The organism is uncultured Rikenella sp. (assembly GCF_948810725.1).
Taxonomy (GTDB): domain Bacteria; phylum Bacteroidota; class Bacteroidia; order Bacteroidales; family Rikenellaceae; genus Rikenella.
Genome location: NZ_CAQIVA010000045.1, coordinates 1 through 14,530, shown reverse-complemented (window position 1 = coordinate 14,530; position 14,530 = coordinate 1). Strand labels below are relative to the sequence as shown.

The 14,530-nt window shown below is 55.7% G+C and carries 13 protein-coding genes; 7 read left to right on the top strand and 6 right to left on the bottom strand.

Translation table 11 applies throughout. From position 1 onward, the window contains the following. Positions 1-132: 132 nt before the first annotated feature. From Q9S52_RS09195 to Q9S52_RS09185, 3 genes are all read right to left on the bottom strand, one after another. Positions 133-981, bottom strand: coding sequence for a hypothetical protein (locus Q9S52_RS09195; protein ID WP_304708904.1), 849 nt, complete (start codon positions 979-981; stop codon positions 133-135). Between the two features lie 1,087 nt (positions 982-2,068). Continuing rightward, positions 2,069-2,266 carry a hypothetical protein gene (locus tag Q9S52_RS09190; RefSeq protein WP_304708903.1) on the bottom strand — a complete coding sequence of 66 codons (198 nt, stop codon included), beginning with the start codon at positions 2,264-2,266 and terminating at the stop codon, positions 2,069-2,071. Between the two features lie 71 nt (positions 2,267-2,337). Next, positions 2,338-2,556 (bottom strand): hypothetical protein, encoded by a 219-nt coding sequence (locus tag Q9S52_RS09185; RefSeq protein WP_304708902.1) that lies wholly within the window; start codon positions 2,554-2,556, stop codon positions 2,338-2,340. 119 nt (positions 2,557-2,675) lie between these two features. Between Q9S52_RS09185 and Q9S52_RS09180 the strand changes: the two genes are divergently transcribed. After that, on the top strand, positions 2,676-3,218 hold the full coding sequence (locus Q9S52_RS09180) for a DUF4293 domain-containing protein (RefSeq protein WP_304708901.1): 543 nt from the start codon (positions 2,676-2,678) through the stop codon (positions 3,216-3,218). 707 nt (positions 3,219-3,925) lie between these two features. Here the strand turns inward: Q9S52_RS09180 and Q9S52_RS09175 are convergent. From Q9S52_RS09175 to Q9S52_RS09165, 3 genes are all read right to left on the bottom strand, one after another. Further along, positions 3,926-4,084: a hypothetical protein gene (locus Q9S52_RS09175; RefSeq protein WP_304708899.1), complete on the bottom strand. Its 159-nt coding sequence runs from the start codon at positions 4,082-4,084 to the stop codon at positions 3,926-3,928. A 705-nt stretch (positions 4,085-4,789) separates the two neighbouring features. After that, complete coding sequence (gene era, locus Q9S52_RS09170; protein ID WP_304708897.1) at positions 4,790-5,698, bottom strand: GTPase Era; 909 nt, start codon at positions 5,696-5,698, stop codon at positions 4,790-4,792. A gap of 55 nt (positions 5,699-5,753) precedes the next feature. After that, positions 5,754-7,130: a dipeptidase gene (locus Q9S52_RS09165; protein WP_304708896.1), complete on the bottom strand. Its 1,377-nt coding sequence runs from the start codon at positions 7,128-7,130 to the stop codon at positions 5,754-5,756. A 249-nt stretch (positions 7,131-7,379) separates the two neighbouring features. Between Q9S52_RS09165 and Q9S52_RS09160 the strand changes: the two genes are divergently transcribed. From Q9S52_RS09160 to Q9S52_RS09135, 6 genes are all read left to right on the top strand, one after another. After that, positions 7,380-8,018, top strand: coding sequence for a ferritin family protein (locus Q9S52_RS09160; protein ID WP_304708895.1), 639 nt, complete (start codon positions 7,380-7,382; stop codon positions 8,016-8,018). A gap of 294 nt (positions 8,019-8,312) precedes the next feature. Beyond that, the gene (locus Q9S52_RS09155) at positions 8,313-9,458 is read left to right on the top strand and encodes a fimbrial protein (RefSeq protein ID WP_304708894.1); all 1,146 of its coding nucleotides are present in this window, start codon (positions 8,313-8,315) and stop codon (positions 9,456-9,458) included. 111 nt (positions 9,459-9,569) lie between these two features. Continuing rightward, positions 9,570-10,994: a hypothetical protein gene (locus Q9S52_RS09150; RefSeq protein ID WP_304708893.1), complete on the top strand. Its 1,425-nt coding sequence runs from the start codon at positions 9,570-9,572 to the stop codon at positions 10,992-10,994. 8 nt (positions 10,995-11,002) lie between these two features. After that, positions 11,003-11,557 carry a DUF3575 domain-containing protein gene (locus tag Q9S52_RS09145; RefSeq protein ID WP_304708892.1) on the top strand — a complete coding sequence of 185 codons (555 nt, stop codon included), beginning with the start codon at positions 11,003-11,005 and terminating at the stop codon, positions 11,555-11,557. A gap of 48 nt (positions 11,558-11,605) precedes the next feature. After that, positions 11,606-13,318 carry a hypothetical protein gene (locus tag Q9S52_RS09140; protein WP_304708891.1) on the top strand — a complete coding sequence of 571 codons (1,713 nt, stop codon included), beginning with the start codon at positions 11,606-11,608 and terminating at the stop codon, positions 13,316-13,318. Beyond that, positions 13,315-14,226, top strand: a complete 912-nt coding sequence (locus tag Q9S52_RS09135) for a FimB/Mfa2 family fimbrial subunit (RefSeq protein WP_304708890.1) — start codon at positions 13,315-13,317, stop codon at positions 14,224-14,226. Before Q9S52_RS09140 ends, Q9S52_RS09135 begins: the two co-directional genes overlap by 4 nt. The last annotated feature ends 304 nt before the right edge of the window (positions 14,227-14,530 follow it).

Here is a 14,530-nt window from a genome sequence, read left to right as displayed (position 1 = left end):
AGAGCACAACACTTTTAATGTTGGGGTCCTGGGTTCGAGCCCCAGCGGGATCACGCGCGAGTCTCCTGATCGATCGATCGATCAGGAGACTCTTCGTTTTCTAGGGTCAATTTTTTGCAACCGATAGTTGGTTTATTTCTCTGTAGGATGGATGATTTCGGGGGATTCGGGTTGCAGCGTGGTGGATTCTTTGTCGAGAAAGAGCTGGTCGCTCGGGCTGTCGCTGCAAATCACGTGTAGGATTTTTTCATGTTTCCGGGTGAAAACGAATGGGTGGTTCTCGCGCAGAATGCGTTCCGTTCCATCTGCCTTGATCCACCGAATCGTAGTGGGAATGGTCTCCTGATAGTCGTCGTCCTGCCACTCTCCGGCCGAGGGATCGGCGTGGGAGAAGCAGAAGGTCTTCTTGGTCACGGCGCCCGGTTCGCCGGCTGGGATCGTCAGTTTCGGGGCTCCTTCCATCTCGATCTCCAAGGTGCCTTCCTGAAAATCTTGTGGCTGCACGCTCAGGGCGAAACAAACCCACTTGAGCGGGATGGTGAGATGGGTGTCGGTCTCGGGCGAAATCCCATCCAGACAACCGTAAAAGCGACTGACCGGCGGACGGGTGTAGCTTTGAGGGGCTGTTCCCGCCGAAAGGGTTGCTTCGCCTTGGGTCAGGTTGTTCAGACTGGTGGTCATGGTTTTCGTAAACTGGTTGGTCACTTTGCCGGGCCCTTTCCCGGTACCTCCCAGATCGAAGGGGGCGCCGTAGGTGCCGTTTCCGCCGGAGGCTATGATTGCTGTCGCTTGTTCCACGACGGTGACTTCAATTCTATAGATCTTTCCGATTTCCAGCTCGAGTTTCATCCGCGAGGGGTCGTCGAAAATGCCGTAGGCGTATTTGATGGAGCCTTTATATATCTGGACGGCATAGAGGTCTTTGCCTTCGGCTCGGGTGCCTGTCCGGTCTGCGCGCAGGGGACGATCTTGCTCTGCCACGACTTCCCGTTCGACCTGGAGTTGCACGTGGCAGCTGGGGCCGGGTGGAAGGGGAGAGGGACGGTCCAGTCTGCACGCTGTGCACAACAATATGGCGCCGACGATAAGGGGTGCTCTCCGGATGGTTCTCATGGGATCGAGGAATTGGTTCTAATCCCAAACATAAGCTATTTTGGTTGGATATTCTCAAAAATGACTATAAATTTTACTCATATAAGTTGAATACGTTATAAAGCAATTGTTTTACGTTAATCTTAGGGGTTTGGGGGGTACTTGAGCGATTTGGGTAGAGGCTGCCATTTGCCCACCGCGGGCACGCGGGGCCTGCCCGGCCTGAGGGCAGTTCGAGGCAGGACAAAGCTTGACCCGAGCGTGGACGAAGAACGGGGGTAGAGGCGGCCAATAAATCACCCGAAGGGTGCGCCTGCCCGGCGTAAGGCAGTACCCTCCTGTAGCCAGAGCCGCGCGCAGGCGCGCGAAAAAGCGGCGGAGCGACAGCGGAGCCGCAGTTAGGCGGACGCAGGGCGGAGAATTGGGGCGAACTTTGGGCTGAACTTGTTGGCTGTGCTTTAGTCCGAGAGCGAATCTTGCGGGATGGGGCGGTGAATGGTGTGTTGCTCTTGCGACTCGCAGAGTCGCGCGGGCCGGACGCCTCCCCTCGGGAGGCCCGCAACACGCCGCTCCGCGTCGAAAATTGCGATACCTCCCGGGCGTCCGCCCCACCAAGGTCAAAAAAAGTAGGGTAGAGGCTGTCAGTTGTTAGGGTAGCTCCAGCCTATTGCCCACCGCGGGCACGCGGCCCGTTTATTCCGAGAGGCAACGCAACTGAAGAGCGTGAGCACGACCATCCTCTCTGCCGAGGTCGAGATAAGTGACATAGAAATTTAGCGACAAACTGTTGATCCGGCAGGTTGTACCAGACCAACTGTATCCATTTCCCCCGACGTGTGCTAAAGCGCCGCTGAGTCTTTCGCGGTAGCCCGGGGCGGTGCCGACCGGTATTCGAATTGCAAAATCTGAATGGAAAACGGGCCCAAGCCCGGGTTCTAAGTCCCAAATCGGTTCCGTCGAAAGCTCCCTCTTCCGTTTATTCCGAGAGGCAGCGCAACTGAAAACCGTTGGTTCGTCCACTGGTATGGCTGAGACCAAGGCCTGTGGCGGTGGAGTACAGATACAAACCGCTGATGCTTTTGGTGGAGGCAGACCAGATGAGTCCGTAGTTGCCGATGTTTGTCGTTATGCCTTCGCCGCTGCGGAAGCCCGGGGCGGGCCGCCTCGATTTCAATTTAAGTTCGGGTAGAGGCTGGCGGTTATTTGGGCCGAGGGGGCCAGTCTTCGCGTGCCGAGCGGCACCATTTATTCCGAGCGGCAACGCAACTGACGACTGCTGGAACGGTAGTATGCGCTGTTGGGATTGAGCCATGTTGCATTGAAACCTAAATCTGTGCCCCGATAATAGTCATCCGAATAGTAAGAGGTAGACGACCAATTGAAGCCTTCGTGGCCAACGGCGCATAAGGATCCTATGCCGTGGCCGCGGTAGCCCGGAGCGAGGAGCGGATAAGAATAGCACATAAAAGGGGGGAAGATTGCACGGAGGAGTGGAATAGATCGATATCCGTGCATGCCGGATTTTGTTTTCTGCGAATTCTCGTTACCTTTGTCGCTGAGATTCATCTTTTTTCGAAACGATTATGTGGCAACGTATTCAGACGCTCTATCTGTTAATTGTGGCGGGGTTGATGGGGGCGATGTTTTTTATGGATTTCGCGACGGTGACCGTGGGATCGGCGCTGCCGGCGGGGACGACGCAGATGGTGGATGAGGAGGGGACGATTACGAGGGTGACGGTGCCGGAGGGGGTGGAACAGGAAATCGTCTTCGGCCTTTGGGGGGTGTCGCAGAATGGACAACGGGTGGTGGCGACGGTGTATATGGGAATTTTAGTCGCGCTTACGATGGGGGTGGCTTTGGTGACGATCTTTCTGTTTCGGAAACGGGGGGTGCAGGTCAGGTTGTGTTTTGTGCAGGCGGTATTGCTGCTCGGGATCGAGGGCTTTGTGGCGCTTTACATCTACAAACTCAAGGAGGGCTTGGAGGCGATGGGAGGAATGTTTGCTATTCGTTATTCGCTGGCGGATCTCTTGCCGATCGTGGCGTTGATCTTCGTCTATTTGGCGTTCCGGGGGATTACGAAGGATATTGCGCTGGTTAAATCGCTGGATCGGATTCGGTGATTCGGGGGGGTACCATTATATATAGGTATATATTTTGTGCTCGTCAAGGCTTGGGGCTTCGACGAGCACAATTTTTATTGGTACTGGGAGGGGGTTGTGATGTGTGTGAAAATTTGTTCTTCGGGCTTTCGGTTTTCGCGCCGCGACGGGAGGTGCATATGGCTCGGATTTGGGCCGAGCTCTTGCGGCTCTTTGAGCCGCGCACAGTTCGCCGCCACACCGCGCGGCGGACTGCAACTCGTTGTGGCTCGTTGCATTCACCGCTGGCGGCGAACAGCTTAAAAGAGATGAATGGGCCGAGTTTCTGCGACTCGCAGAGTCGCGCGAGCCGGACGCCTGCCCCCGGTAGGCCCGCAACACGCCGCTCCGCGTCGAAAATTGCGATACCTCCCCGGCGTTCGCCCCACCAAGGTAAAAAAAGTAGGGTAACGGCTGCCGGTTGTTGGGGTAGTTCCAGTCTGCTTTCGAGTGCCTCTCGTTCCTGTTTATTCCGAGAGGCAACGCAGCTGAAAACCGTAGGCGCGTTCGATCCCGTAGCTGGCGCCAAACCATTTCATATTATAATGTAAGTGGAGGCCGTTTGTGTTGCTGACCGTGGAAGACCAGACGTAACCGGCGTTGCCGGGGTTCCACGATGTGCCTTCGCCGCGACCGCGGCTGCCCGGGGCGGGCCCACCGTGCGTTTTACTGGCCGCCTCTACTCCCGTTTATTCCGAGAGGCAACGCAACGGAAGACCATGGCCGCGATTGTGCGCGATGCTGGGGCTGAGGCTATGCGCGTAGAAGTCCAAGAACACGCCGACTGTGCCGCTCACCGACGACGAGTAGCTGTGCCCGCTGTTGCCGACGCTGCACAGTGTGCCCAATCGCCTGTTATCGCCGGCATCGCGGAAGCCCGGGGCGGTGCCGCTCGGCACGCGAACCGGGCCGCCTCGGATTCAAGTTAGGGTAGAGGCTGCCCTTATTTTTAGGGTAGACCCGGCCCTTTGCCCACCGCGGGCCTGCGGCGTTTATTCCGAGAGGCAACGTAACTGAAAACCGTAAGCGCGTAAGTCTGTAACCTCGGCTCCGAGATCGCTCATGCTAAAATGCAAACATCCTCCATTGCTTTTCAGAGCTGTTGCTGCCCAGCTGAAGCCACCGCTGCCGGTATAGATTGGGTGGCCGTTCGCCCTTTCGCGGTAGCCCGGGGCGGGCCGCCTCGGATTCAAGTTCGGGTAGAGGCTGCCCTTATTTTTAGGGTAGACCCGGCCCTTTGCCCCCCGCGGGCCTGCGGCGTTTATTCCGAGAGGCAACGCAACTGAAGACCGTAGGCATGGCTGAGGATATTATGCGGGGTGAGTGTGTTGGAACTGAATGTCAAACTTATACCTGCATAATAATCGCTATATCGGGAAAGAGAAAGAGACTGACTGTAGCCGAAATATCCTGTCTCGTTGGGGGTGCCCGATGCTCGGTTGCGGTAGCCCGGGGCGGGGAAAGGGGGATACGAAAAGGGCCCGCGGGATGGTCGTTTCCTTGCGGGCCCTGGGGCTGAGATGGGAGGTCTCTTCTCTCTCGCCGGGCGGGTGTCAGTCGTTGTTGTAACCGAATTGGCGTAATGCCCGGTCGTTGTCGCGCCAACTTTCGGCTACCTTTACGAAAATCTCTAAAAACACTTTCTTCCCCAAAAATGCCTCTAAATCTTTCCGCGCTTCGGTGCCGACCTGTTTCAGCTTTGTTCCCCGGTGGCCGATGATGATCCCTTTCTGGGACTGCCGCGAGACGTAGATCACGGCCCCGATCCGATCCAGCGTCGGGGACTCTTCGTAGGATTCGATCGCCACTTCGACCGAGTAGGGTAGCTCTTTGTCGTAGTGGGTCAGAATCTTCTCCCGAATGATCTCGCTCGCGAAAAAGCGAAGGCTCTTGTCGGTCAGCGTATCTTTCGGATAGTAGGCGGGCCCTTCGGGCAGCAGGGAGACGATCCGTTTGATGACCGGTTCGACGTTGAAGCCCTCCTGGGCGGAGACCGGAATGATCTCGGCGGTCGGGAGAGCGGTGTGCCACCAGGCGACCCGTTCTTCCAGTTTTTCCGGGGTGGTCAGGTCGATCTTGTTGATCACCACCAGAACGGGGGTGCCGTCGGCGGCCATGGACTGCACACGGGTCAGGAAGTCGTTGTTCTTGTCGGGCTGTTCGACGGTGTCGGTCACGTAGACCAGCACGTCGGCGTCGCTCAGGGCGCTCCGCGAAAATTCCAGCATCGATTCCTGAAGCTTGTACTTCGGTTTCAGTACGCCGGGGGTGTCGGAGTAGACGATCTGGAAGTCGGGCCCGCTGACGATCCCCAGGATCCGATGGCGGGTGGTCTGCGCTTTCGAGGTGATGATCGAAAGGCGTTCGCCGACCAGGCGGTTCATCAGGGTCGATTTGCCGACGTTCGGGTTGCCGATGATGTTTACGAAACCGGCTTTATGAGGGGTGTTCGGGGTATTCATATGGGGCTGCGTTTTTTGTCGGGGGTGCATGCAAATAGTGTGCCTCTCGGTGTGTTTATCGGTGGCTCTCGGCGAAGTGGCGGTAGAAGAGGGGCAGGGTGGCGATCCCGCGGCGGAAGTTTTCCAGCGGGAAGTTCTCGTTCGGGGAGTGGATGGCGTCGGTGTCGAGGCCGAAGCCCATCAGGATGGACTGGATGCCCAGAACGCGTTGGAAGGTGCTGATAATGGGGATGCTGCCGCCGCTGTAGAAGGGGACGGGGCGTTTGCCGAAGGTGGCTTCCATCGCTTTCGCGGCGGCGCGGTAGGCGGCGGAGTCGGTGGAGGCGGCGTAGGGGTAGCCGCCGTGCAGCGGGGTGCACTTCACGCGGATGCCGTACTGAGGGGCGAGCTGTTCGAGGTGGGCGATCAATTGTTTGGCGGCCCGTTCGGGGTCTTGTCCGGCGGCGAGGCGCATGGAGACTTTGGCGTGGGCGGTGGCGGGGATGATGGTCTTGGCGCCGGGGCCGGTGTAGCCGCTCCAGAGGCCGCAGATGTCCAGCGAGGGACGAATGCCGCGCCGTTCGAGGGTGGTGTAGCCGCTCTCGCCGCGCGGGGTGTCGAGGCCGATGGAGGCGGCGAACCGGCGGTCGTCGAAGGGGGCGGCGTTGATCTCGGCCCGCTCGGCGGGGCTGAACTCCCGGAGGTCGTCGTAGAGGCCGGGAACGGTGATCCGACCGGTGGAGTCGTCGGTCAGGGTGCCGAGCAGTTTGCACAGGGCGTTGGCGGGGTTGACGACGGTGCCGCCGTAAAGACCGGAGTGGAGGTCGCGGTTGGGGCCGGAGGCTTCGACTTCGATGTAGGTCAGGCCGCGCAGGCCGCAGGTGATGGAGGGGGTGTCGGGGCCCAGCAGGGAGGTGTCGGATACCAATATGACGTCGGCGCGGAGCAGCTCTTTGTGGGCGGCGCACCAGGCGGTCAGCGAGGCGGAGCCGATCTCTTCTTCGCCTTCGAACATGAATTTGACGTTGCAGGGAAGGGTGCCGGTGGCGTGCATCGATTCGAAGGCTTTGAGGTGCATGAAGCCTTGGCCTTTGTCGTCGTCGGCGCCGCGACACCAGATTTTCCCGTCGCGGATCACCGGTTCGAAGGGGGAGGTGTGCCACTCGTCGAGGGGGTCGACGGGCATGACGTCGTAGTGGCCGTAGACGAGGACGGTCGGGGCGGTGTCGGAGAGCCGTTTTTCGCCGTAGACGATCGGATGGCCGGGGGTGGGGTGGATTTCGGCGCGGTCGGCGCCGGATTTCAGTAGGGCGTCGCGTAGCCATTCGGCGCAGCGTTCCATGTCGGGGCGGTGGCCGGGGGAGGAACTGATGGAGGGAATACGCAGATAATCAAAGAGTTCTTCGAGAAAACGGGGCTGGTTCCGGTCGGCGTAGTCGAGGGCGGCTTTCATGGGATTCGGTTCTTGAAAATTTTTTAATGATTGACCCCAAAAATAGTAAAAAAACATAAGAATAACCAAAAGTCCAAAAAGATTGATTTTTCTTTGGCCGTTATACGAAAATATACTATGTTTGTGACATTATTTATTGACAGCCGGGTTTCGGGGCCGCTCGATCGGGAGGGGGCCGAAAGGTGAGAGGGGTGTTTTTTTCTGCCGTTCGCTTTCCGTTTCGGGCGGCGGGGTAAACGAAATCGAAAGATGATACGACGGTATTTCCTGGGTGCAGGTGTGTGGGGCGGATTGCTGGGTGGGATCTTGTTGTGCGGCGGTTGCGGTTCGCGGCCGGTCGAGACGATTGAAAATCTGAAAAATATATCGGCCGACGAGGGCTATGCGGCGAGGAGGTATGCCGAATTCTCGGCGCAGGCGGAGGAGGAGGGGCTGCACAATATTGCCAATCTGTTCGAGGCGTTGGCGTGCTCGGAACGGGTGCATACGGAGAAAAATTTCGAAATCCTGGAGGAGTATGGCGATACGCTTGTCGGGCTGCGGGATTCGTTGCTGACGAGGGGGCGAACGCTGGAGAATCTGGCGGTGACGGTGAGGGTCAAGGATTCGATGGCGAAGACGCTGCTGCCGGCTTTTGCGGAGGCGGCGCGGCGGGAACGGGCGGCGGATGCGGCGAGGCTCCTGGAGTGGATGGGGACGGTGGCGGAACGGCATGTCATTTATTGTCAGAGGGCGTTGGTGAAGCTGGGACGGGACGGGTCGGATGTGAATGTGATCAATTCGTGGTCGGTGTGTCCGGAGTGCGGGAATTTGTACTATACGACGAGTCTGGAGGAGAATTGCGCCTTGTGTCTGACGCCGGCGAGTCTGTTTTTTCTCTTTCAGTAGGCGGGTTTTTGTCGGAGGGATTTTGTCGGGGAGGGGAGCGAGCTGAAGTGGGTGCTAAAATGTTGTTTCAGAGGACGATCTGCGGGTCGTCCTCTCTCTTTTTTACGGGGCGGGGGCGAGGGAGTCGGGGGCAGGAATACGACAAGATTGCTGCAATTTACTCCGAATATGTGTCGCTAATTGTTAAAAAGCATTACATTTGCACCTTGTAACGGATCGCGTCTCGGTGTGCCGGGGCGCGATTTGAAGGAACGAAATTGAAACGATAATTCTAACATTTTTGGCAGTTTAATCATGAAAGGATCAATCTGTGCGGTGCTCGCAGCCACTGCAGTGGCTGTCTCCTGCAAGAAGCAGGAGACAGTAAATCCATCGTTAGTTACCAGCACTGTGGAAGTAATGTTGGGTAATCCGACGACTAAGGCGTTCGGGGACGGAACGACGGAAACGTGGGAAAAAACGGTGAATAATGTGACGATGTATGTGTACGAAACGTCGGGAACGGACAAGGATGTTTGTGTGTATCATCATCAGTTTACCGCATTTGAGGTAGCTCAGGGAAAGGCGGTATTTACGATTGAAAATATCAAGGCGAATACTGACTATGATTTTTATGCCTTGGCGAATTGTGCTTCGACGAAACTCGAAGGGCCGCTCACTCGACCGCAGTTGGAGGCGGAAATTGAAGGGGTGGACGGAAGTACTTCTCCGTATGGGGCGTTGGGAGCGTACAACGATACGGATTTCAGCAAGGTGGTTGGCGCTGCACATAGAAATGACGGGGATAACAAGGGATTTTTGATGACCGGAAAGGAAACGAAAAGAACTCCGGCTGCGGGTGCGAATATTCCCACGCGGGTGACGGTGCCGCTCAAACGGACGGTGGCGAAGGTGGCGATTAAGGCAGCTCTTACGGATGCTTTTTATGCGGCCAACAAGTACCCGGCGCAGAGTACGTTGACGATTACTAAAGTAGAACTGGTGAATTTGGCTAAAAAAACGACTTTGATGCCGTCGACGAGCCCGACCATCGATTTGCGTCAAGACCCGTTGATGCAAAAAACGAATGTTGTGGCTAAAGGGGCGGGGATGTATGACCAGTTCCAGAATCTGTTCTATATTTACGAAAACGGGGTGCTGGGTGGAGCATTGGCGGACGCGAATAAACCGGTATTGAAGTTGTATGCGGAGTTCGATTTCGATGGGCAGCCGGGGACGGTACCGAATGATGTCAGCAAATTTGTTTATACGATTAAGTTGGCTGGCGAGGCTGGTGATGTGACTGATCCGACCGCGGCGAATTTCGGGCTCTTTGTGCGGAACGGGAACTATATAATCGATGTGAAGATCAACGGGCTGACAGAAACGGAAGTGGTGGCCGAAATCAAGGTGATGGATTGGGAAGGGCCTAACTACCAGACTGTCAATATCGGCGATTAGGGGAGTTTTCTACTTCAGGTTTTTGACATTTTCACGGATTGCACATCGCGGGAGTGGTGCCGGGAGCTTTCTCCGGCGCGCTCGTGCGGTGCGGTAACGGTGGATAGAATCATGAGTTATATCAGTCGTTTCATATTATGGACGGGGATGTTTTCGGTGTTGCTGCTGGCGGGCGGTTGCCGGAGGCATACCTTGGACGGGAACGCCGAGGAGGACTATGCGTTGGTCGATGCGATGTTCATCCTTCGGTGTAATGAGCTCGAAACGCGTACTGCGACGCAGGAAGAACAAGAAAAGCAGGTGAACGACCTGAATCTGTTCTTTGTCCATAAATCATATCCGTCGCCTGCGGCGCCGGAGGTGAGACACTACTATTTCTCGTCGGTAGATGTGGCTAAACATCTCAAACTTACTAATATCCGGCTGGGAAAGTATCGGATGTATGCGGTGGCTAATGCCGGGAAAAGTTTGTGTCCGGAGACTGCACACGATCCGGAGACGCCGCCGGGGACGGTTAGCGATGCACTCTGTTCTTTGACCGAAAATGATATTCTGAATCTGGATGCAAAATTTTCGCAAAATCCGAACAAGATCGAGAAATTTGTGATGGTGGGTGAGAATCCTAATACGGAAATCAAACGGTCGGATAGTGTATTACCTACTGTGCAGGTGGAGCTCAAACGAAAAGTGGCGAAATATGATTTGTCCTATCGATTGGTGGGGCAGGCGGTGGGAAAGCTGATTGTTAAAAGGCTGGAAATGAAGTCTGTGCCGTCGTATGTGGCTTGTTTTAAGGATAATCAGCAGGTCGGGGCACGCTATAATAGTTGGGCGATTCAGAATTTTGGTGAGGACGGGCAAATATTTGATACTCCGTTTGAAACTTCTTTCTATTTGCCGGAAAATATGCAAGGGGAAGGGACGAATGTGAATAAGGCAGCGGATCGGCATGTGAAAAATGCGCCGGAAAATGCTACGTATTTATATGTGGATGGTGAGTATGATAAAAGCCAGTACGGGATGTCGATTTATTTGGGAGATGAGATCGGAGATGAATACAGCGGGGGAAATTTCGATATCAAGGGGAATGTATATTACAAGTTGAATATTGAGCAGGGAGGGCCGAATTTGGAGGATGCTCGAATCTCTTCTCTGAAGCTGGAAATTCAGAATAATGTGGTGGAGGCAGAACCGAATATGTGGGTAGAAATGCCGGTGAAAATTACTTGTGCGAATTATTTCAATGACAATCTGGTGTTGAATTGTAATGTGGCTAATCCGAGTATTGGGGAAGTGCAAGGCGAGTTTGAGGTTTATAAATCGGACGCAATGGGTGGAATGGACGACAAGTTGACGGATAAGGGAAATTTTCGCTATGATGTTCTTACAACAGGAGAGGATGGAAACGGAGAAGTTTGGTGTGTGGTTCGGTATAGACAGACGGAAGCGTTCGATAGGGTGAAACTTGCGTTGACGGTGCAGAGTCGGTTGGGGACGGCTAATTTTAAAGATCAGGTGATTGATTTTAAGAACTGATGGGGCGGTTGAAAAAAATACGGCTAACTTTATTGCTTGGGCTGCTGGTCGGGATGGCGGCGACCGGAAACAAGGCGCATGCGCAGTTCTACTCGATTAGGGGAAATGGGCTGCTGTTGCTCTCGGGCACGATCAATATCGGATGCGATATCGCGGTCGGACAGAAATCTTCGCTCGATTTGGGATTGTATGCCAATCCGATCAAAACGAATAAACTCTCGCTCATGGGGTTCGGGGTGCAGCCGGGGTTCAGGTTCTGGAGGTTCGAACCTAATGCCGGATCGTTCTGGGGGGTGCATCTCAGCGGGGCTTGGTATGATCTCGGGGATAAATACAATACCAGAAAAGGGTTTCTGGTCGGGCCGGGATTCTCGTGGGGGCATTGCTGGCTGATATCCAAACGATTTACGATCGGGGTCGAGATCGGGGCGGGGATTCTCTACATGCAGGATACTAAGCGACCGAGGTCTACGGATTATACGCAGGATGAGTACATCTACCACTCGAAACGGATCACGGTGGCGCCGACGAAGGCGGATGTCAGTTTTGTGTACCTGTTTTAACGATTTGTCGAATCTCTTTTATCACTACTTTTCGGATAGAACTCGCTTATGAAGCGTACTTTTCTGCTCCTTTTTGCGGCCTGTTGGCTGACGACGCTCCTCTTCAGCGGTTGTGCCGTGACGAGCCGATTGGAACGGCATCAGTATACCAGTGTGGTGGCCCATACGCCCAGGCAGATGAGGGAACGGATGAAGGCGGATGAACAGCAGGATACGACCATTTATGAAATGAAGGGGGACAGCGGGTCGCTCTTTGTGGCGAATCGCAGGTCGATGGTGATTGAGGACGACGGGGAGGCGGTGGCCTTGCTCAGGTCGAGGGAGGTCAGTGTGATTGCGAAGACCAGAATGCTGGCCGAACGGGACGGTAAAATCCAGATCGACTTCCTCATTACCATGCCCAGGGAGTTGCAGGGAAATGTGCAGAGTTTTACCATTACGCCGATTATGCACCGAAAGGGGCGGAATGTCGAACTCGAACCGTTGCAGGTGAGGGGGGGGCTCTTCAGTAAGTTGCAGGAACGGAATTACTGGCGGTATTCGAAGTTTCAGAGCAAGTTGGTGCGTAGGAGGAAGGGGAATCTGTCGGCAGAGGATACGAGCCGGCTCAAGGAGGCGTTTCACCGTTTCGTGCAGTTCCCGTATCTGGATCGCAGCCGGTTCGACTCGATTCTGAACGGGAAGGAGAAGATCACGTACTTCTATACGCAGGATGTCAAGGTCGAGGAGGATGACAAACGGCTCTATATCTCGCTCAACGGGCGGGTGAATGCGCTGGACGGTAGTTCGTACGATGTGCCGCCGAACGATACTTTGCAGTTCAATATCAGTTCGATGCTGACGTTCGTGCTGCCGATTACGAGGTATATGACCCGGATCGTCGAGAAGTTTGCGGTCGTGAATGACCGGAATTACTTGACGTTCAAGGTCAATAATACCAAAATCATGGACTCGCTGGGGAACAATGCTCAGAATCTGGGGCAGATTCGGGACTTGATGCACACGCTCTTGTACCAGCATGAGTTCTATGTGGACAGTATCGTCCTGACGGCGGCTTCGTCGCCGGAGGGGAGCTTTAGGCACAATAACCGGTTGGCGAGGGAGCGGGCGTACGCTTTGAGCAGGTATCTGAAGCAGGAGTTCGATTTCCCGGAACTCGATACGCTCCTCACGGTGCGTTGGGAGGGTGAAAACTGGACGGACTTCAAGCGGGAGGTGGTGCGTGACGACCAAATCGAGCATCGGGACGAGATATTGAGGCTGGCGAAACAAATCGCGGATCCGGATGAACGCGAGGCGGCGATCAGGAAGCAGTACGGAAAGGATTATCGCTACATTCGGGATGTGATCTATCCGAGGCTCAGGGTCGTGGACTTCAAATACAACCTCCGGAGGGTGGGGATGCTCAAGGATACGATCCATACCACGGTGGTCGATACGGTGTACCAGCGGGCGGTCGAGCTGTTGCGCACGCGCCATTACGAGGAGGCTTCGACGTTGCTGATGCCGTATCGGGACCAGAATACGGCGGTCGCGCTCTTGTCGAGGGGGTTCAATGGGGCGGCGAGGGAGATTCTCTTCGAACTGCCGTCGTCGGCGCAGGTGGAATATCTGAGGGCGATCGTTTGCTCGCGGCTGGGCGAGTGGAAACTGGGAGAACAGTGCTTCCGGAAGGCGTGCGAACTGGACGACTTGCTGGAATATCGGGCCAATCTCGACCCGGAAATGTCACCGTATCTGCATAAACAGGAGAAAGAATGAGGAAGATATTAATTTTAGCGGCAACTGTGGCGGCGGGAATGGCGGGGATGAGCGGTTGTACGCTGACCGAAAAACTGGACGTCGAGATCAATATGAAACCGACGTTGCTGCTGGAGTTTCCGGATAACGACAGGGTTCGGACGCTGCATGCGATGGTCTATGATCCGCAGGGGGTGTTCCAAAATATTCTGGAACTCGAAGACGGGGTGGCGGCTAAGGCGACGGGAAGGGACGGGGAGACGGGGAAAAGAGTGGATACGTTGCTGGCGGGGGTGCCGGAGGGGGAATATCGGGTGGTGTGCTATGCCAATCTGGAGCAGGCGCAGCTGGCGGAACTCAAGCCGGGGGTCTCGACGTGGGAGGAGCTGGCGGTGACGCTCGACCCGAATCGGGAGTATGTCGGGTCGGATGCGGTGTATCACAGCGTGACGACGCATACGGTGAGGAGGGGGAAGCCGGCGTGCGCTTGTCCGGCGCTGGTGCCGAGGTATTATCAGGTGCAGCTTACGTTGCAGTCGGATGAGGATAATCCGGCGCTGGTGGAGGAGTATTCGGCTTGTCTGGAGGGGGTGCCGGGGACGATAGACGGGGCGGGGACGATGCATGGAGGGGGGGAGAACGGCTGTTGCTTTACGCCGGAGCTGACGACGGACTTGGCTAATTATCGCAGAACGGCGGAGTTCCAAATGAATCGTTTCGGGGATGGGGACGGCGTGACGCTGGTGTTGTTTAAAGAGGGGGTGCGGATTGCCCGGGTGCCGGTGATTCCGACCGAGTGCGGGGTCGATCCGGAGAGTCCGGAGGAGGTGGTCTTGCCGGTCTTTATCGAAATTGCGATCGATAAGATCTTCATCTCGATTCAGGATTGGAATACGGTGATTGTGCAGAATGCAGGGGTAGGGGGTTGATGAATTAGTTGGGTGGGCTGGAGCCGATCGAATTTTCGGGCGTTCTCTCTTCGGAGGGAACGCCTTTTTTGTGGTGTTTCGGTGGGTTACAGGGGTTTCGCTGTCGGTCTGGGGGATATGAAATCGGGGAGTTCGCCAGTCAGGGATATTGGCAGGGGGCAAATGCAAAAAGACCGATATTGGGCGTTTGTCCCGATATCGGTCTGTGGGTAAACTGATCGAAAATCAGTTTGATTTGTGGAGCTGGTAGTGGCCACCCTGACCGTGGCGTTCGCCCTGCGGCAGTTCGACATCTCCATGCTGC